We start from the raw sequence: 19,212 nt of genomic DNA, 5'->3' as shown, positions 1-19,212 counted from the left end.
TGCTCACGGAGACCCCCGCATTGCTGCGCAGCAACAACCGGCTGGCGTCGAGCAGCGCCCAGGTTCGGCTCCGGGCAGTCCTCGCTGCAGGAGAGGTGGCCGTACAGGAACTGGGGGGTGCACTCGGCGGAGTGGTCGGCCGGGACCTCAACCAAGCCTTCCGACTGCTCAATTCGGACCAGCTCCGGCACCTGCTCACCCAGTCCGGCGAACAGCTCCTACTGTGCGTCTCCGACCCCGTCTACCAGGGCATCGTGTCCCACGGCCACCACGGCGTACCCGCGACCGAGTTCCACCAAGTCTCCGTCCTCGGCAAGGAGGGGCCGCTGACCGGCTGGGTGCACGGTTCGGCCGGCCCGGCCGCCGCCGGCCCGCCCGTGGAGCCCCAGCGTCCTGCCCTCGGTGGGCCCGCGACTTCCGGGGGGGTGCAGTTCATCGGTGGTTCGCCGTCCTTCGGCGGCAGTCTGGTCACCGGCGACCAGCACATCGTCTCCGGTGGCCAGGTCCACGGGGACATCAGTGTCGGAGATTCACGGCGAGGCGGCACCAAGTGACCTCGCCCCCGCAGGAGACACCCAAGCAGCCCGCCCAACAGGACGTGGTGGAAGCGGACGACGAGTCGGCCGAGCTGCAGGAAGCACCGCCCGAGCAGCCCCAGAACGCCTGGGAGGCCGCCCGGGAGCTGCTGGAGCACGCCCCGGAGAGCTTCACCAACCAGGGCAACTTCTTCACGGGCGGTACACCGTCGTTCGGGGGCAGCCTGGTCACCGGCGACCAGCACACCGTCTCCGGCGGCCAGGTCCACGGCGACGTGGTGACCGGGCACAAGACCACGATCTACCAGATCGGTTCGGCGTTCGGGACGCCGCTGCACGGGTCGGGGGTGGTACCCGACACCGAGTTGGCCTCGCTGGCGCAGGTCTTCCAGGACGGCCCGGCCTTTGCCGGCGCGCTCTCCGAGCTACGTGGCCTCCGCGTCCTGGTGCTGCGAGGCCTTCCGGACAGCGGCAGGCGGGCCGCCGCCCTGATGCTGCTGCACCGCCTGGGGGCCCGCCGCATCCGCGCGCTCGACCCTGACATCGCTCCGGCCTCGCTGCTCAAGGGTGCCGATCCGGCCGACGGCTATCTGCTGGAGGACTTCACCGCTCCGCGCAGCAGACCACTGACCGAGATGCACCTTTTCCACCTGCACGAGACCCTGACCGAGCGGCAGGCACATCTGGTGATCACCATGGCCGACGCCTCGCACCGCGGCCCCCGCCACTTCCGGTGGACCCCGCCCGACCCCGAATCCGTCCTGGCCGCACACCTGCGGGTCCGCCTCGGGGCCGAGGACTGCGATCGCATCCCCGGGTTGTTGGCACTGCCCGAGGTGCGTGACTTCCTGGAGAAGACCCGGCCGATCCGCGAGATCGCCGAGTTCGCCGTCCCGCTCGCCGCTCACACCGGCGACGAGCCGGACCGCGAGAGGCTGACGGCCTTCGGCCAGGCCGTGGTCAGCGAGCAGGTCGACCGCTGGTTCGGCGACCCGCAGCTGCCGCTCAGGGAGAAGGCGTTCCTGCTCTCCCTCGCTGTCTTCGATCGCACACCATACGCCCTCACCGCCGAACTCTCCGACCATCTCTTCCGCCGCTTGGAGAACATTGACGCCCCCGGTCGGAAGGAGGGCATCCCCCCGTTCGGCAACTCCGTCGAGGATCGGGTCGCGCTCGCCCGAGCCCTCCTGTACGAGGAGAACGAACAGACTCCATGGGGTCCGGTACCGCAGCGCATGGCCGGCTTCGGTGACCCCCGGACCCCGCACACCCTGCTGCGCGAAACCTGGATCAGCCACCCCTCCGCCCGGCCCGCCGTGCTCCTGTGGCTGAACGGCCTGGCCGTCGATCCCCGCCCGCTGGTCCGTACCCGGGTTGCCTCGGCCGCGGCCCTGCTGGCCTCGGTGGATCTCTCCTCCGCCATGGGCCGGCTGCTGGGGCCGTGGTCGGAGTCGAAGGATTTCCGCCTCTGCCTGCTCGCCGCGAACAGCCTCGTCCTCGCGTACTACGCAGGGACCGCGGCGGTACCCCGCATCCTGCGGGACTGGTGCCAGGACGACAACGGCCATCGCCGGTGGAGCGCCATCCGCGGGTACGCGCTACTCGGCCATCTGATGCCCGCAGAGGCTCTGGACGCCCTCGCGCTGGCGTCCTCTCGGCTGGACGAGGACGGCCTCACCGAGCTCGTCCGCGCCACCCTCGCCGGCGAGCGGGACCGCCCCACCGACCACCCCACGCAGTTCGAGGCGGTCGGCCTGGTGGAAGCAGCCGAACTGCTGCTGCTCTCCCCCGCAGGACCCACGGTCCTCACCGCCCTCGCCGACTGGACGACCGCGGCCCCCGAGCTCCGCAGTCTGGCGCTCGCCACCTTCCTGACCGCGGCGCAGCGCACCGAGGACGGCCAGGACGGCACCCCGGGCCGCCCCACCTTGCTGGACTGGTTCGCCCAGGCACCGCGTACCGGACCCGGAGCACCCGCACCGATCACCACCGTGCCCGGGCCCGGCGCCGAACCGCCGGTGCGGGACCTGCTGGCGACGCTCTGGCGAACGGCCCTCGGCGACCGGGTCTACGGCCCCGCCGCCCTCCAGGTGTTCCGAGCCTGGCTGACCAGCAGCCGTGCGGAGCCGGAAACCGAGTCCCTGCTCGCCGAGTTGCTGCCCGCCCTTGCCGTCACCGACCGGGATGTCCAGCGGCTGAGCCACCTGCTACGCACCGCCCGCGACGCGGCGGGGCCGCTGGCGGGCGCCCCGCTCGGGCGTCTGCTGAGCGACCTCGCACCGCACTGATGTCACACGACCACAGGAGTACCAGCCCATGCCGGACACCTACGAATCCGCCGAATGGCCACCGCGGGCCGGCCTGACCGACCCGGTGCTCACGGTCCGCCGACTCGGCCGACTCGGGGCCCTGACCGGCCGGGTGGCAGCTCGGGCCGACTGCGCATTGGTCCTCAGCACCGCCAAGGGCGGGTACGAGGTATTCCTCCCGCCCCGGCGCCCGGGCCGCGGTGAACTCGCCGGCCGCGGCTACCAGGCGGCCTTCGAGGTGGACCTGCGGATCCATCACCTTCAGCTCACCGCCTACCTGCCCGGGCTCGACGACATTGGTGGCTTCGAGACAGAGGTCGACGTGGACTGGCGGGTCTCGGCCGCCGACCGTGTCGTTCGGAGCGGAATCCGGGATGTGCCGGCCCTCCTCATCCCGAGGATCCAGCAGCGAATGCGTGCGGTCGCACGCAGCTTCCCGACCGACCTCAGCGGACCCGTCGAAGCCGCCGTCCAACAGACCCTGGAGGCACCGACGGCCGAGGCCGAGGGCCTGCACGTGACCTGCACGGTACGGCTCACGCTGGACCCCGCCGCGCAAGCGCACAAGGATCGAATGCGCTCCTACGGGTTCGACACCGAGGCACACCCCCTTGCCCGCCGGAAGGCCCAGGAGGACAGCGATGTCCTGGCGCAGAAGGCCGACTTCTACCGGTATCACCTCGACCACGGCGGAGTGGCTGCCTGGGCCCTCCAGCTCGCCGCCCACCCGGATGATCTGCCGACCGCCCTGGACCATCTCCGGACCGAACAGCAGGACCTGGTCCGCAACCAGATCGAGCTGGTCGAGAAGCTGCTCGACCGCAGCCACTTCGAGGAGTTCCAGCTGGAGGACTCCACCCGGGCCACCTTGGAGGCAATCACCTCCATCCTCCGCCGCAGTGCCGGTGGGCCGCCCGCCCCGCCACTGAGCTCCCACCACCATCTTCCGCCGCAGCGCTGACCGTCCAGCAGGAGCCGCCACGTGTCGACCTTCCCCATCCCTGCCTCCGGCGGACCGGTGCCGAGCGCAGTGCCTGCCCCCGCCGCCGCACCATCCACTCCCACCGCGCCGCTGGCCGCCGGCCAGGCACTGCTCGCTGACCTCCGTGGCGAGATCGCCCGGGCGGACAGCAAGGCCGCGGTCCTGGTCGCGGCCCTGGGAATGATCGTGAGTGCTGCCAGCGGACTGGCGGCAGGCCGGGACTGGACCCTCCGCTCGGTGACAGGGGGTGTCCTGGTGCTGGCGGTCGCTGCCGCGTGCTGCCTCTCCGTCTCCCTGCTCGCACTCCTGATGGCGGTCCTGCCGCGATACCCCCGCAGTGTCTGGGAGCCCGGCCGCCCACTCGGCTACTTCGGCGACATTCGGCGGGCGGCGGACTTGGGGGCACTCCCCGCCGCCGTCGCCGACGCCGATCGCCACCGCGCCGAAGGGGTCGTCATCGCCCTGACCGACACCAGCCTGATCGTCGCCCGGAAGCACATGTGGGTGCGGATAGGGGTCCTGTCCTTCGGCGCCGGTCTGTTGCTGATGCCCCTGATCGCGCTGGCCGCCTGAGTAACGGCCCGCCCCGTAGCTGGTTCCACTCCCGTCCCCGTCCAGGAGTCCACATGCCTGAGCCCACAGTGCCCGGCTATCCGACAGCACCGCACCACCACGCGGGACCACCTCAGTACCCGAACGAGGCTCCGCCCCCTCCCGCCTACCCCACTGCCAGAACCGCTGAGGCAACACCCGGACCTCCACGGACGCAGGTCCCACCGGGCCCGGGCCGGCCGGTCCGTCCCCCAACCATCCACGTTCCCGCCGACCCCGGTGATGACCTGGGATTCCACACCGGTCGGATTCACCTGGCCGCCCGGCAGCGCGGCGCCGACGCCACAGCCATCGGCATGCTGCTCCTTCTGCTGCCGAACTTCCTCGGCAGCCTGATCGTGGTCAGCATGCTCTCCCTGCTGCTGCCGCAGGTCTTCGGCTACCTCGCTATCGGGCTCTGGGTCGCATCCGGGGTTCTCGCCTTCCACCGGCCGACCGAACGACTGATGGCCCGGCACCTCTTCCATCTCCGCCTGCCGATCGGCGCCGAGCTCGCCAGGCTGGAACCCGTCTGGCGGGAAGTGACCGTCCGGGCGGGCGTCGACGGCCGGAAGTACGAGCTGTGGATCGAGGACAGCAAGGATCTCAACGCGCTCGCCGCAGCCGGCCACATCGTGGGGGTGACCCGTTTCTCCCTGGAGCGGTTGCCACCTGCCCAACTGGCCGCCGTGCTCGCCCACGAGTTGGGACACCATCGGAGCGGTCATGCCTGGTCGTCACTGCTGGGACTCTGGTACTCGCTGCCGGGTCGGCTGGCGTGGTGGGCGTTCCGGCTGGCCTCTGCGCTCCTCTTCCAGCTGGCGGCTTCACTCTCCGCCCTGGGTGCCGTGGCGGTGGCCCTGGTGTTCGGTGCAGTCGCCTTCACGGTGGTGACCACCTACCCGCCGCTGCTCCTGATCCTGGTCACGCCCTACCTCTTGGCGGCGGTCGGGCGCCGGGCCGAGCTCCGGGCCGACCTGGAGGCCGCGCGGCTGGGGTTCGCCCGCCCGCTCCTGGCCGTGGTGCACGCATTCCAGGCCTCCGAGGAAGCCGCTGCGCAGTCGCAGCAGCGGCGCACCGGCCGTGCCCCCTCCCGGCCCGGCCCGGCAGCGCGCCTGCTCGCCTCGCATCCGGACAACTTCACCCGGATCCGACACTTGGAGAACTATCTGGCGGCCAACGGGTGCCCGGGGAACGCCGCAGGGCGGCCACCCCGAGTGGGGTGACCGCCCTGCGATCAGGAACCGCGACCTCAGCCGGTGTACGGGCCGTAGTCGTAGTCGTCCAGCGGGACCGCCTGGCCGGAGCCGGCGCCGAAGGGCGACAGGTCGTAGTCGTCGTAGCCGACGGCCGAGTACATCGCGGCCTTGGCCTCCTCGGTCGGCTCGACCCGGATGTTGCGGTAGCGGGGCAGACCCGTACCGGCCGGGATGAGCTTACCGAGGATGACGTTCTCCTTGAGGCCCAGCAGCGGGTCCGACTTGGCGTGGATCGCCGCGTCGGTGAGCACCCGGGTCGTCTCCTGGAAGGAGGCGGCCGACAGCCAGGACTCGGTGGCCAGCGAGGCCTTGGTGATACCCATCAGCTGCGGACGGCCGGAGGCGGGGTGACCGCCCTCGGAGACCACGCGACGGTTCTCGGTCTCGAAGCGGCCGCGCTCGACGAGCTCGCCCGGGAGCAGCTCGGCGTCGCCCGACTCGATGATCGTCACGCGGCGGAGCATCTGCCGGATGATGATCTCGATGTGCTTGTCGTGGATCGACACACCCTGCGAGTTGTAGACCTTCTGGACCTCGGCCACCAGGTGGATCTGGACGGCACGCTGGCCCATGATGCGCAGGACGTCGTGCGGGTTCATCGTGCCGGCCGTCAGCTTCTGGCCGACGGAGACCGCCTCGCCCTCGCTGACCAGCAGCTTGATGCGCTTCGAGATCGGGTAGGCGATCTCGTCGGTGCCGTCGTCGGGGGTGACGACGATCTTGCGGGTCTTCTCGGTGTCCTCGATGCGGACCCGGCCGTCGGCCTCGGAGACCGGGGCGACACCCTTCGGGGTACGCGCCTCGAAGAGCTCGACGACACGCGGCAGACCCTGGGTGATGTCGTCACCGGCCACACCACCGGTGTGGAAGGTACGCATGGTCAGCTGGGTACCGGGCTCACCGATGGACTGGGCGGCGATGATGCCGACCGCCTCACCGATGTCGACCAGCTTGCCGGTGGCCAGCGAACGGCCGTAGCACATGGCGCAGGTGCCGACCGCGGACTCACAGGTGAGGATCGAGCGGGTCTTGACCTCGGCGATGTTGTGCCGGATCAGCTCGTCGATCAGCACGTCACCGAGGTCGGTGTTGGCGGTGGCGAGGAGCTTGCCGTCCACCGTGATGTCCTCGGCCAGCATGCGGGCGTAGACGCTGGTCTCGACGTCGTCGGCCTTGCGCAGGACGCCGTCCGCACCCACGGAACCGATCGGCAGCTTGAGGCCGCGCTCGGTGCCGCAGTCCTCCTCGCGAATGATGACGTCCTGGGAGACGTCGACCAGACGACGGGTGAGGTAGCCGGAGTCGGCGGTACGCAGGGCGGTGTCGGCCAGACCCTTACGGGCACCGTGGGTGGAGATGAAGTACTCCAGCACGGACAGGCCCTCACGGAACGAGGCCTTGATGGGACGCGGGATGGTCTCGTTCTTGGCGTTCGACACCAGACCACGCATACCGGCGATCTGACGCATCTGCATCATGTTTCCACGGGCACCCGAGTCCACCATCATGAAGATGGGGTTGGTCTTCGGGAAGTTCGCGGACATGGCCTCGGCGACCTCGTTGGTCGCGCGGGTCCAGATGCCGATGAGCTCGCTCTTGCGCTCGTCGTTGGTGATCAGACCGCGCTCGTACTGCTTCTGGACCTTCTCGGCCTGCGCCTCGTAGCCCTCGAGGATCTGGGGCTTGCTCGGCGGGACGATGACGTCCGAGATCGAGACGGTGACACCGGAACGGGTCGACCAGTGGAAACCGGCCGCCTTCAGGTTGTCCAGCGTCGCGGCGACGACGACCTTGGGGTAGCGCTCGGCCAGGTCGTTGACGATCGCGGAGAGCTGCTTCTTGCCCACCTCGTAGTCGACGAACGGGTAGTTCTCCGGCAGCAGCTCGTTGAAGAGCGCGCGGCCGAGGGTGGTCTGCAGGCGGAAGGCCTCGCCCTCGAACCAGGCCGGCTGACCGTCCTCGTCCACCGGCACGGTCCAGCCGCGCGGCGGCACGGTGCCGGCCGGCAGGCGCAGGTCGATCGGGGCCTGGACGTCCAGCTCGCGGGCGTCGAAGGCCATGATCGCCTCGGCGGTGGAGGAGAAGGAACGGCCACCGCCCTTCACCTCCTCGCGGTCCGAGGTGAGGAAGAACAGACCGAGCACCATGTCCTGGGTCGGCATGGTGACGGGACGACCGTCGGCCGGCTTCAGGATGTTGTTCGAGGACAGCATCAGGATGCGGGCCTCGGCCTGCGCCTCTGCGGACAGGGGCAGGTGGACGGCCATCTGGTCACCGTCGAAGTCCGCGTTGAACGCGGTGCAGACGAGCGGGTGGATCTGGATGGCCTTGCCCTCGACCAGCTGCGGCTCGAAGGCCTGGATGCCGAGGCGGTGCAGGGTGGGCGCACGGTTCAGCAGCACCGGGTGCTCGGCGATGACCTCTTCGAGGACGTCCCACACCACCGGGCGGGCGCGCTCGACCATGCGCTTGGCCGACTTGATGTTCTGCGCGTGGTTCAGGTCGACCAGGCGCTTCATCACGAACGGCTTGAAGAGCTCCAGCGCCATGGCCTTCGGCAGACCGCACTGGTGCAGCTTGAGCTGCGGGCCGACGACGATGACCGAACGGGCCGAGTAGTCGACGCGCTTGCCGAGCAGGTTCTGACGGAAACGACCCTGCTTGCCCTTGAGCATGTCGGACAGCGACTTCAGCGGACGGTTGCCGGGGCCCGTCACCGGGCGGCCACGACGGCCGTTGTCGAAGAGCGCGTCGACGGCCTCCTGGAGCATGCGCTTCTCGTTGTTCACGATGATCTCGGGCGCGCCGAGGTCGAGAAGCCGCTTCAGGCGGTTGTTGCGGTTGATCACGCGGCGGTACAGGTCGTTCAGGTCGGAGGTCGCGAAGCGGCCACCGTCCAGCTGCACCATCGGACGCAGGTCCGGCGGGATGACCGGGACGCAGTCGAGCACCATGCCCTTGGGCTTGTTGCTGGTCTGCAGGAACGCGGAGACGACCTTGAGGCGCTTGAGCGCACGGGTCTTCTTCTGGCCCTTGCCGGTGCGGATGATCTCGCGGAGGCGCTCGGCCTCCTCGGCGAGGTCGAAGCTCTCCAGGCGGTCCTTGAGCGCCGCGGCGCCCATCGAACCGGAGAAGTAGGTGCCGAAGCGGTCGCGCAGCTCGCGGTAGAGCAGCTCGTCGCCCTCCAGGTCCTGGACCTTGAGGTTCTTGAAGCGGGCCCACACCTCGTCGAGGCGGTCCAGCTCGCGCTGGGCGCGGTCGCGCAGCTGCTTCATCTCGCGCTCGGCGCCCTCGCGCACCTTGCGGCGCACGTCGGCCTTGGCGCCCTCGGCCTCGAGCTCGGCCAGGTCGGTCTCGGCCTTCTTGGCCCGGCCTTCCAGGTCGGCGTCGCGGCGGTTCTCGATCTGCTGGCGCTCGACCGAGATGTGCGCCTCGAGGGAGGGCAGGTCACGCTGGCGGCGCTCGTCGTCCACCCAGGTGATCATGTAGGCGGCGAAGTAGATGACCTTCTCGAGGTCCTTCGGCGCCAGGTCCAGCAGGTAGCCCAGGCGGGACGGGACACCCTTGAAGTACCAGATGTGGGTGACCGGGGCGGCCAGCTCGATGTGGCCCATCCGCTCACGGCGCACCTTGGCGCGGGTGACCTCGACGCCGCAGCGCTCGCAGATGATGCCCTTGAAGCGGACACGCTTGTACTTACCGCAGTAGCACTCCCAGTCCCGGGTGGGACCGAAGATCTTCTCGCAGAAAAGGCCGTCCTTTTCCGGCTTCAGCGTGCGGTAGTTGATGGTCTCCGGCTTCTTGACCTCGCCGTGGGACCACTGGCGGATGTCGTCGGCGGTGGCCAGGCCGATGCGGAGCTCGTCGAAGAAGTTGACGTCAAGCACTGGTCGTCAAGCCCTCTTTCGTAATTCGAGAGTTTGTCTGTGGTCTGAGGGGGGCCTGGGGGCGGGCCGGCTGCCGTGTGGGGCAGCCGGCCCGGCCTCCGTCAGACCTCTTCGACGCTGCTCGGCTCGCGCCGGGACAGGTCAATACCGAGCTCCTCCGCGGCGCGGAACACGTCCTCGTCGGAGTCCCGCATCTCGATGGACTGGCCGTCCGAGGACAGCACCTCCACGTTGAGGCAGAGCGACTGCATTTCCTTGATGAGCACCTTGAAGGACTCGGGAATGCCGGGCTCGGGGATGTTCTCGCCCTTGACGATGGCCTCGTAGACCTTCACGCGGCCGAGGACGTCGTCGGACTTGATGGTGAGCAGCTCCTGCAGGGCGTACGCGGCGCCGTACGCCTCGAGGGCCCACACCTCCATCTCACCGAAGCGCTGACCACCGAACTGCGCCTTACCACCGAGCGGCTGCTGGGTGATCATGGAGTACGGGCCGGTCGAACGGGCGTGCAGCTTGTCGTCGACCAGGTGGTGCAGCTTGAGGATGTACATGTAGCCGACCGAGACCGGCATCGGGAACGGCTCGCCGGAGCGGCCGTCGAAGAGCCGGGCCTTGCCGGTGGAGTTCACCAGGCGGTCACCGTCGCGGGTGAGCGTGGTGTGGTCCAGCATGCCGGTGATCTCGTCCTCGCGGGCGCCGTCGAAGACGGGGGTGGCGAGGTTGGTGCCACCCTCCACGTTGTCGGCGCCGATCGCCTGCAGGCGCTTGGCCCACTCGTCGGCGAGGCCGGAGACGTCCCAGCCCTGCTTGGCGAGCCACCCGAGGTGGATCTCCAGGACCTGTCCCGGGTTCATTCGGGACGGGACACCCAGCGGGTTGAGGATGATGTCGACCGGGGTGCCGTCGGCGAGGAACGGCATGTCCTCGACCGGCAGGATCTTGGAGATGACGCCCTTGTTGCCGTGGCGGCCGGCCAGCTTGTCACCGTTGGTGATCTTGCGCTTCTGGGCCACGTAGACCCGGACCAGCTGGTTGACGCCGGGCGGGAGCTCGTCGCCCTCCTCGCGGTCGAAGACGCGGACGCCGATGACCTTGCCGGACTCACCGTGCGGCACCTTCAGCGAGGTGTCGCGGACCTCACGGGCCTTCTCACCGAAGATCGCGCGCAGCAGGCGCTCCTCCGGGGTCAGCTCGGTCTCGCCCTTGGGCGTGACCTTGCCGACCAGGATGTCGCCGGTGACGACATCGGCGCCGATCCGGATGATGCCGCGCTCGTCGAGGTCGGCGAGGACCTCCTCGGAGACGTTCGGGATGTCCCGGGTGATCTCCTCGGGGCCCAGCTTGGTGTCACGGGCGTCGACCTCGTGCTCCTCGATGTGGATCGAGGAGAGGACGTCGTCCTGCACGAGGCGCTGCGACAGGATGATCGCGTCCTCGTAGTTGTGACCCTCCCAGGACATGAACGCCACGAGCAGGTTCTTGCCGAGGGCCATCTCGCCCTCGTCGGTGCAGGGACCGTCGGCCAGCACCTGGTTGACCTCGACCCGGGAGCCCTCGTCCACGAGCACCTTCTGGTTGAAGGCGGTGCCCTGGTTGGAGCGGGTGAACTTGGCGGCCCGGTACGTGGTGTAGGTGCCGTCGTCGTTGGCCACGGTGACGTAGTCGGCCGAGACCTCCTGGACCACGCCCGACTTCTCGGCGGTGATCACGTCGGCGGCGTCGACCGCGCAGCGGTACTCCATGCCGGTGCCGACCAGCGGGGCCTCGCTCTTCAGCAGCGGCACCGCCTGACGCATCATGTTGGAGCCCATGAGCGCGCGGTTGGCGTCGTCGTGCTCGAGGAACGGGATCATGGCGGTCGCGACCGACACCATCTGGCGCGGCGAGACGTCCATGTAGTCGATCTCGGTGCCCGGGATGTAGTCGATCTCGCCGCCACGGCGGCGGACCAGCACGCGGGGCTCGGCGAAGTGGAGGTCGTCCGTCAGCGGGGCGTTGGCCTGCGCGATGACGAAGCGGTCCTCCTCGTCGGCGGTGAGGTAGTCGACCTGCTCGGTGACGACACCGTCGATCACCTTGCGGTACGGGGTCTCGATGAAACCGAACGCGTTGACCCGGCCGTAGGAGGCGAGCGAGCCGATCAGACCGATGTTCGGGCCTTCGGGGGTCTCGATCGGACACATGCGGCCGTAGTGCGACGGGTGCACGTCTCGGACCTCGAAGCCGGCCCGCTCACGGGACAGACCACCGGGGCCGAGGGCGGACAGACGGCGCTTGTGGGTCAGGCCCGACAGCGGGTTGGTCTGGTCCATGAACTGCGACAGCTGGCTGGTGCCGAAGAACTCCTTGATGGAGGCGACGACCGGCCGGATGTTGATCAGGGTCTGCGGCGTGATCGCCTCGACATCCTGGGTGGTCATGCGCTCGCGCACGACGCGCTCCATACGGGCGAGACCCGTACGGACCTGGTTCTGGATCAGCTCGCCGACGTTGCGCAGGCGACGGTTGCCGAAGTGGTCGATGTCATCGACCTCGATGACGATGTCGCGACCGTCCTCGTCCCGCCACTCGACCTCGCCCGCGTGCAGCTTCACCAGGTACTTGATCGCACCGATGATGTCGGGCTCGGTGAGCACGCCGGAGTCCAGCGACTCCGCGTTGCCGAGCTTGCGGTTGACCTTGTAGCGGCCGACCTTCGCGAGGTCGTAGCGCTTGGGGTTGAAGTAGAGGTTCTCCAGCAGGGTCTGGGCGGCCTCACGCGTCGGCGGCTCGCCCGGACGCAGCTTGCGGTAGATGTCCAGCAGCGCGTCGTCCTGGCCCTGGGTGTGGTCCTTCTCCAGGGTGGCGCGCATCGACTCGTACTCGCCGAACTCCTCGAGAATCATCTCGTTGGTCCAGCCGAGGGCCTTGAGCAGAACGGTGACCGACTGCTTGCGCTTGCGGTCGATGCGGACACCGACCATGTCGCGCTTGTCGATCTCCATCTCCAGCCAGGCACCACGCGAGGGGATGACCTTGCAGGAGAAGATGTCCTTGTCGGACACCTTGTCCAGGCTGGAGTCGAAGTAGACGCCGGGAGAGCGCACCAGCTGGGACACGACGACACGCTCGGTGCCGTTGATGATGAACGTGCCCTTGTTGGTCATGAGCGGGAAGTCGCCCATGAAGACCGTCTGGGACTTGATCTCACCGGTCTCGTTGTTGGTGAACTCGGCGGTGACGAAGAGCGGGGCCGCGTAGGTGAAGTCGCGGTCCTTGCACTCGTCGATGGAGTTCTTCGGCGGCTCGAAACGGTGGTCGCGGAAGGTCAGCGACATCGAACCGGAGAAGTCCTCGATCGGAGAGATCTCCTCGAAGATCTCCTCCAGACCGGACTTGGTCGGGACGTCCTGACCACTGTCCAGGGCCGCCTCGACCCGGGACTTCCAGGCCGCATTGCCGAGCAGCCAGTCAAAGCTCTCGGTCTGCAGGGCCAGGAGGTTCGGGACCTCAAGAGGCTCCTTGATCTTCGCGAACGAGACGCGGAGCGGGGCGGTGGATGCGGCGGAATTGTTCGAGGCGTTGCGCGGCGCGGCCAAGAGGGGGGTCCTTCCGAGGGCTCGGAGCTCACTACGCGCATACCGGCCGGACCTTAGACGAGCCAGGATCCACCTCCGGCCGCCGGTCCCGCCGGGGGTGAATCCCCAGGTCAGAGCCGCTGTACGGAGGCGGTGCCAGGCCCCTTCAGGGCAACGCCGACTCCGGGCGACGAGTCACGGAGCAGCTAACAGGCAGCGCAAAGGGACAGTGTAGCCAAAAGGCACACTGCTGACAAGCCCTGATTCGGAGACCGAATCGGACGCTCCCTCCGGTCGCGACCCGAGCGCCGGCCGCCCCTGTCAAGAGGCACCGCCGCAGGGGTTGCCCTGCCCTCGTACAACCGGACGACCCGGGACTCCCGGGCCGTCGCACCTCACATGTAGTCAGTTCCCAGCCGGGCCCTTGTATAACCATCCGGGCTCTCCGGCCGACGGTGAACCGCCTGCCACGCAGCGGCGCGCGCCTCGAGAATCGCGCGCCGGGTGCCGTTCGTCAAGGCCCCCACCACAGTGCGGACCTCGCACGGACCATCGCTTCCGGGCCCCCGCGCGTTACACATCGCCCGAGGCCGGGGCGGGTGGCCACGACAGCGATCACCATACCGGCCCGCACCGACAGCGACCGAGTGCGCGCTGGGCCGCACCGGCGGAGCCGTTCGGGGGACCCGGTACGACGGGTACGGACCCCGGTACGGGAAAAGGCCGGGCCGACCACCCACAGGGGTGATCGGCCCGGCCTCCGCGCCCCCTCAGAGGGGGCAGGAAGTCACTTGACGGTGACCTTGGCGCCGGCGCCCTCGAGAGCGGCCTTGGCCTTCTCGGCAGCGTCCTTGGCAACCTTCTCCAGGACGGTGGCGGGGGTGCCGTCAACGAGGTCCTTGGCCTCCTTCAGGCCGAGGGAGGTCAGGGCGCGCACCTCCTTGATGACCTGGATCTTCTTGTCACCGGCGGACTCGAGGATGACGTCGAACTCGTCCTGCTCCTCGGCAGCCTCGACCGGGGCGACCGGACCGGCAACGCCGGCGACGGCGACCGGGGCGGCGGCGGTGACGTCGAACTTCTCCTCGAACGCCTTCACGAACTCGGAGAGCTCGATGAGGGTCATCTCCTCGAACTGCGCGAGCAGGTCGTCCTGGGACAGCTTCGCCATGATGGCGTCCTTCCACTAAATCGGCAGGTGGTGCCGGATGTACGGGTTGGCGGGCGTACGGGCCCGCAGCGAGGGCTGATGCCCGCCGAATTACTCGGCGGCAGCGTCCTCGGCGGCGGGAGCCGGCGTACCGGCACCGCCCTGCTCGACCTTGTCGCGAAGCGCGTCCACGGTGCGGACGAGCTTCGACGGCAGGGCCTGGAAGACCGCGGCAGCCTGCGAGGGCTTGGCCTTCATGGCACCCGCCAGCTTGGCGAGCAGAACCTCGCGGGACTCGAGGTCCGCGAGCTTCTTGATCTCATCGGCGGTCAGCGCCTTACCGTCAAGGACACCGCCCTTGATGATGAGAGCGGGGTTCTCCTTGGCGAAGTCACGCAGAGCCTTCGCCGACTCCACCGGGTCACCGGTGACGAAGGCGACAGCCGTCGGACCGGCGAACAGGTCGTCCAGCGCAGAGATCCCGGCCTCGTTCGCCGCGATCTTGGTCAGCGTGTTCTTCACCACGGCGTACTGGGCGTTGTCCCCCAGCGAGCGACGCAGATTCTTCATCTGCTTCACCGTCAGACCGCGGTACTCGGTCAGCACGGCCGCGTTCGAGGCACGGAACCTGTCCGTGATCTCGGCAACGTCGGTAGCCTTGTCGGGCCTTGCCATAGGCTTACGCCTCCTTCCGTGATGTCGAAGTCGGGCCGACCTTGGGAGTCGACCATCGATCACCTCGGACGCACCGGCCGGAAGGAAGAGGCCCTGCGGAATGCTCCGCAAAAACAAATCGAGCCCCAGTGCGCAGTCGCACGGGGCCCATGACGACCTCAACAGCCGCACGGCGAACCGAACGGACCGGAAGTCAAAGCTCCAAACACTCCTGCGCGGGCCGTCTGCGCTGAACGCAGATCCTTCGGTCACCCGGCACCTGTGAAGGCGCACGGCGACAACCAGCGGTCTTTGGCGATCCCCACGGTACTCGACGCCTGCCGAACGGGGCAAATCCGTCCCGCGGGCCTACGACTCGCAGGACCCGGGGCCCACCTACCCGCCCGGCACCGGCGGCGGGCTCGCCTCGCCCCGGTCCAGGGTGTCGGCCTCGGCGGGCGCCTGCAGCGACAGCGGCCCGGCGATCTCGCCGTACACCACGGTGGCGGCCCGCGCCCCGGCCTGGCCGGTCCGGCTGAGCTGCACCAGCTGGTCGCTGTCGTTGAGCCACAGGTCGAGGGTGAGCACCCGGCCGGGGTCCGCGCCGAGGCTCTGGCGCAGGGCCTCCCGGCGCTCCGGGCCGAGCTGGGTCTGGGCCGCCACGTAGGCGTCGACGCCGAGGGTCAGCCGGTAGTGGACGACCGAGGTCTCCTGGAGCTGTTCCTGGCCGACCAGCTCGGGCGCCTCGGCGGCGCAGGCCGCGGTGAGCGCCACCATCGGGTTGAGCTGGTCGACCAGCGCGGAGTACGGGACGTCCTTGCCCCCCGGACGGCCGCTGAACTTCTGCCAGTGCCGGCCGCCCTGCCGCGCCGCGCTGTCCGGGTCGCCGCCCAGGTAGGCGGCGGTGTCCAGGACGATCAGCTGCTCGGACGTGCCCTGCCGGTCGAACCGCAGCCCGGTCTTGGGCGCCCAGAAGATCATCCCGTCGGCGCCCTCCTGCGGCAGCTTGAACCGCGCCCGGCGGGCGTCGCGCATGGCCAGCTGGGCGGAGAGCAGCACGCCGTGCGGCGAGCGGTCGGTGGGGGTGGCGAGCGCCGAGCTCGGTGCCGAGGTGCCGGTCGCCGGACCCGGGCCCGCCGTGGCGTTTCCGCCGCACGCGGCCGCGCCCGCCAGCAGGAGAGCCAGGACCGCGGTGGCGGCCTTGCGCCGAACCGGCATGCTGACTCTCCCTGCTTCGGTAACTCGCCCCCCCACCATGCCATGCCCCGGTTCGGGCCGCCGGGGCGGCTCCGCCCCGGCCGCCCGCCCGGTCAGCTGGCGCTCTGCGCGCCCTGCAGCAGCTTGGCGAAGTCCACCGTGTCGCCCTCGCTCGGGGCGGTGGCCGCGACCGAGGTGCCGTAGTCGGTGTACGTCGCCGTCGAGGTGATCGCGCCGGCCTTGGTCTGGAGCTGCTCGACCTTCTTCACCAGCAGGTTGTCACCGGTGACCCAGAGCTCGATGTGCTCGGTGGTGATCCCGGCCGCGGTGAACTGCTGCTGGAGGCCGTCCGCCTGCTCCTTGGTGAGCCCCTGGGTGGTGGCCTGGGCGAGGTCGGCCGCGGAGAGGTCGCCGGCGTACTTGGTGGCCTGGGTGCCGTTCACGCTCTCGGACCCGGCCTTGGCGACCTTGCCGGAGGCGATCAGGGCCCGCACCGAGGAGACCGGGTCGGCGCTCTGCAGCTGCTGCTTGAGGCTGTCGCCGGCCGGGCCCATCAGCTTGGCCAGGTCCGCGTAGCCGTACTTGATCCAGTGCGCGCCGCCGAGCTGGCCGGCCATCGCCTCGCCCATGTTGATGTACATCGCGTCGGTGAGGTAGCGCGCGGTGAAGGTGCCGTCCCCGCCGGCCTTGGCGAGGGTGTCGGCCATCGCGCCGCCGGCGTTGCCGGTCAGCTCGCCCTGGAGGCCGTGGTCCCAGGAGATGGCGCCCTTCATGCTGGTCTTCCCGGTGGGCAGCTCGGTGACGGCCTCGACCTTGGCGGACTTGGCCGCGCTGGTCTTCTCCCCCACCAGCTTCAGCAGCGCGGCGGGCGCCACCTCGGCGGCCGGCGAGGACGGCGCCACGCTGCTGCCCGCGGCGCTCGGGGCGGCCGGGGCGGCGTCGCCGCCGGAGCTCTTGCTGTTGCAGCCGGTCGCGGTCAGTGCGAGCACGACGGCGGTGGCGGCGAGGAACGTACGTCCGGTCCTGAACATCTGGTGTCTCCCCCTGGTGACGGCCCGGGCGCGGAGTCTCCGCGCCCGGTGGCGCCGGGCCCGGTCGTCCACCGGGCCCGGCCGGGCCTCAGCTGGTGCCGAGGCTCTTCAGCAGCTCGGCCATGTCGGCCACCTCGGCCGCCGCGGGGGCGGCCGGCGCGACGGCCGTGCCGAGCTCGGTGTACTTGACGGTGCCGGTGGCGGACGCGGCGCCCTTGCCCGGGTTGAGCTGGCTGCCGCCGAGCTGGACCAGTTCGTTCTTCCCGTTGATCCAGAAGTCGAAGGTGGGCTCGCCGGTGAGCTCCTTGAGCAGGCTCGCCCTGCTCGCCTCGCTCGCCCCGCTCATCGCGGCGACCAGGTCCTTGGCGGCGACCGTGCTGCGGTAGTGCACGGTGTCGACACCGTCGATCTTCTCCGCGCCGACCTTGCTCACCTTGCCGGCCTGCGCGTTCGCGGCAAGCTCGACGGCCGGGTCGAGGGTCACCAGCATGCCGCTGAAGGCGCCCGCGTCGGCCGCGCCGGGCGCGGAGCCCGGGGCCGCGCCGGGGTCGACCTTCATCCACTTCTTGCCGGCGAACAGCTGGGCCATCTCGGAGCTCAGCCCGAGGTACATCACATCACCGACGAAGAGCATCTTGACCTCCTCGCCGTCCTCGGTGGTGGAGATCTGCAGCGCCTGCGGGGACTTCCAGGACAGCACCCCGGAGGTCAGGTCCTCGGGCTTGTCCCCGGTGAGGACCAGCTTGGCGGTGCCGGCCTTCGCCATCACGGCGGCGGCGGCGGTCAGCGCCTCCTTGGGAGCCTGCTCCTTGCCGCCCGCGGGCGCCGGGGCCCCGGCCGTGGCACCGTCCGCGGCGGCGGAGGCCCCGCCCGGGGCCGCGCCCGAGGCCGCACCGGCGGAGGCCGGGGCCGACGCACCGGCCGCCGCGTCGCCCGGCTTGGCGCTGCCGCCGCAGGCCGACAGGGCACCGATGAGGGCGGTCGAGACGACCACCGCGGACGCGATTCGCAAGGTACGCAAGATTCCCCCACTCAGACCATTCTCATACTCCGTGCCGGACTCTAGTCGATGGCACCGACGGCCCGGCAACGGGTCAGCCCCCGTTCAGTACCAAGGTGTCGACGGCATCCGGAGCCGGTGCCGCCACATCCGTGCCCGGCTCGGCGACCAGCTCGACCACGGTGTCGGTGCCCCCCGAACCCCGGGTGGTCTCCTGCGACTTCAGCAGCCGGCCGGCCTGGTCCAGCCAGTAGTCGTGGTCCACCACGCTCATCCCCTGGCGCTGGTAGTAGGCCAGCGTCGCGGCCCGCTCCTGCTCGGACAGGCCCTGGTCGGCGCCGTGGTACGCGGCGACCGACGCGGTGCCCCGGTAGTGGGTGACCGTCGCGCCGTCCAGCTGCTCCTGGCCGACCTCGGTGATCTGTCCCGCCTCGGCCATCAGCCGCAGCGGGGCCGCCGGACCCGCGGTGATGCCGGTCAGCCAGATCCCGGTGAAGCTCGCCGGGATGCGGCCGGGGGTGGCACCGGAGTCCAGTTCCTCGGCCGTCTCGCGCTCGGCCCGCGCCCAGTGCTTGCCCTTGAGGTCGGGGGCCAGCCAGTCGTACGAGGCGTAGTGGACGCCGTCGACCAGCCGGAGCCTGCCCTTGCCGCGGCCCTCGGTGACGGTCAGGTCGGCGTCGCCGGACGTCCAGGAGACGGCGCCCTCGACGGTGCTGTGGCCGTACTGGTGGTTGTCCTCCTCCACCCGCAGCCGGGCGCTGCCCGCCTTGTCGAGCGCGTCCGCGGCGGCCTCGACCACGGCCTTCGGCGTGCTCGGGCGGGCGCTGCTCGCCGGCGCCGGGTCGGCCGGACCGTCGCCCGCGGCGCCGCCGCCGCCCACGCTGCTGCAGCCGGCCGCACCGCCGAGCACCAGGACGGCGGCGGCCAGGACGGCGATCCGATCGATACGCACGGCGTACTCCGCGGGGAGAGAGGTGGTGGGTGCGCAGAGCCTAACCGCCCGGGTACGCCGACGGGCCCGCACCCCCTCGTGCAGGGGGTGCGGGCCCGTCGGACCTG

At 70.0% G+C, this 19,212-nt stretch carries 12 protein-coding genes and 1 pseudogene; 5 read left to right on the top strand and 8 right to left on the bottom strand.

The features are described from left to right. The 5 genes and pseudogenes from AB0D08_RS14190 to AB0D08_RS14170 form a co-directional block, all read left to right on the top strand. Positions 1–554: pseudogene (locus AB0D08_RS14190) on the top strand (hypothetical protein); the annotation flags it as partial. Next, positions 551–2,824 carry a hypothetical protein gene (locus AB0D08_RS14185; protein WP_359888636.1) on the top strand — a complete coding sequence of 758 codons (2,274 nt, stop codon included), beginning with the start codon at positions 551–553 and terminating at the stop codon, positions 2,822–2,824. The pseudogene AB0D08_RS14190 and the gene AB0D08_RS14185, both read left to right, overlap by 4 nt. Positions 2,825–2,852: 28 nt before the next feature. Then, positions 2,853–3,806: a hypothetical protein gene (locus tag AB0D08_RS14180; protein ID WP_051813164.1), complete on the top strand. Its 954-nt coding sequence runs from the start codon at positions 2,853–2,855 to the stop codon at positions 3,804–3,806. A 21-nt stretch (positions 3,807–3,827) separates the two neighbouring features. Further along, a complete protein-coding gene (locus AB0D08_RS14175) occupies positions 3,828–4,400 on the top strand; it encodes a Pycsar system effector family protein (protein WP_233289156.1) in 573 nt (190 codons plus the stop codon). Positions 4,401–4,735: 335 nt separating this feature from the next. Beyond that, the gene (locus AB0D08_RS14170) at positions 4,736–5,644 is read left to right on the top strand and encodes a M48 family metalloprotease (protein WP_233289157.1); all 909 of its coding nucleotides are present in this window, start codon (positions 4,736–4,738) and stop codon (positions 5,642–5,644) included. Positions 5,645–5,670: 26 nt separating this feature from the next. Here AB0D08_RS14170 and AB0D08_RS14165 read toward each other — a convergent pair whose 3' ends face one another. The 8 genes from AB0D08_RS14165 to AB0D08_RS14130 form a co-directional block, all read right to left on the bottom strand. Beyond that, positions 5,671–9,564, bottom strand: a complete 3,894-nt coding sequence (locus tag AB0D08_RS14165) for a DNA-directed RNA polymerase subunit beta' (protein ID WP_033822210.1) — start codon at positions 9,562–9,564, stop codon at positions 5,671–5,673. 101 nt (positions 9,565–9,665) lie between these two features. Beyond that, positions 9,666–13,142 (bottom strand): DNA-directed RNA polymerase subunit beta, encoded by a 3,477-nt coding sequence (rpoB, locus tag AB0D08_RS14160; protein WP_033822211.1) that lies wholly within the window; start codon positions 13,140–13,142, stop codon positions 9,666–9,668. Between the two features lie 766 nt (positions 13,143–13,908). Next, positions 13,909–14,292 carry a 50S ribosomal protein L7/L12 gene (rplL, locus tag AB0D08_RS14155; RefSeq protein ID WP_033822212.1) on the bottom strand — a complete coding sequence of 128 codons (384 nt, stop codon included), beginning with the start codon at positions 14,290–14,292 and terminating at the stop codon, positions 13,909–13,911. A gap of 90 nt (positions 14,293–14,382) precedes the next feature. Beyond that, positions 14,383–14,946: a 50S ribosomal protein L10 gene (gene rplJ, locus AB0D08_RS14150; RefSeq protein ID WP_033822213.1), complete on the bottom strand. Its 564-nt coding sequence runs from the start codon at positions 14,944–14,946 to the stop codon at positions 14,383–14,385. A 375-nt stretch (positions 14,947–15,321) separates the two neighbouring features. Next, positions 15,322–16,143 carry a hypothetical protein gene (locus AB0D08_RS14145; RefSeq protein ID WP_033822214.1) on the bottom strand — a complete coding sequence of 274 codons (822 nt, stop codon included), beginning with the start codon at positions 16,141–16,143 and terminating at the stop codon, positions 15,322–15,324. 92 nt (positions 16,144–16,235) lie between these two features. Next, positions 16,236–17,153, bottom strand: a complete 918-nt coding sequence (locus AB0D08_RS14140; protein WP_082526771.1) for a hypothetical protein — start codon at positions 17,151–17,153, stop codon at positions 16,236–16,238. An 88-nt stretch (positions 17,154–17,241) separates the two neighbouring features. Beyond that, on the bottom strand, positions 17,242–18,165 hold the full coding sequence (locus AB0D08_RS14135) for a hypothetical protein (RefSeq protein ID WP_359888631.1): 924 nt from the start codon (positions 18,163–18,165) through the stop codon (positions 17,242–17,244). 82 nt (positions 18,166–18,247) lie between these two features. Beyond that, positions 18,248–19,105, bottom strand: coding sequence for a hypothetical protein (locus AB0D08_RS14130; RefSeq protein WP_033822216.1), 858 nt, complete (start codon positions 19,103–19,105; stop codon positions 18,248–18,250). Positions 19,106–19,212 lie beyond the last annotated feature (107 nt).

Origin of the sequence: Kitasatospora sp. NPDC048540 (assembly GCF_040651175.1) — a bacterium.
In the GTDB taxonomy this organism is placed as follows: domain Bacteria; phylum Actinomycetota; class Actinomycetes; order Streptomycetales; family Streptomycetaceae; genus Kitasatospora.
Note: the sequence above shows the minus strand (reverse complement) of the source record. Positions and strands in the feature narration are given on the sequence as shown.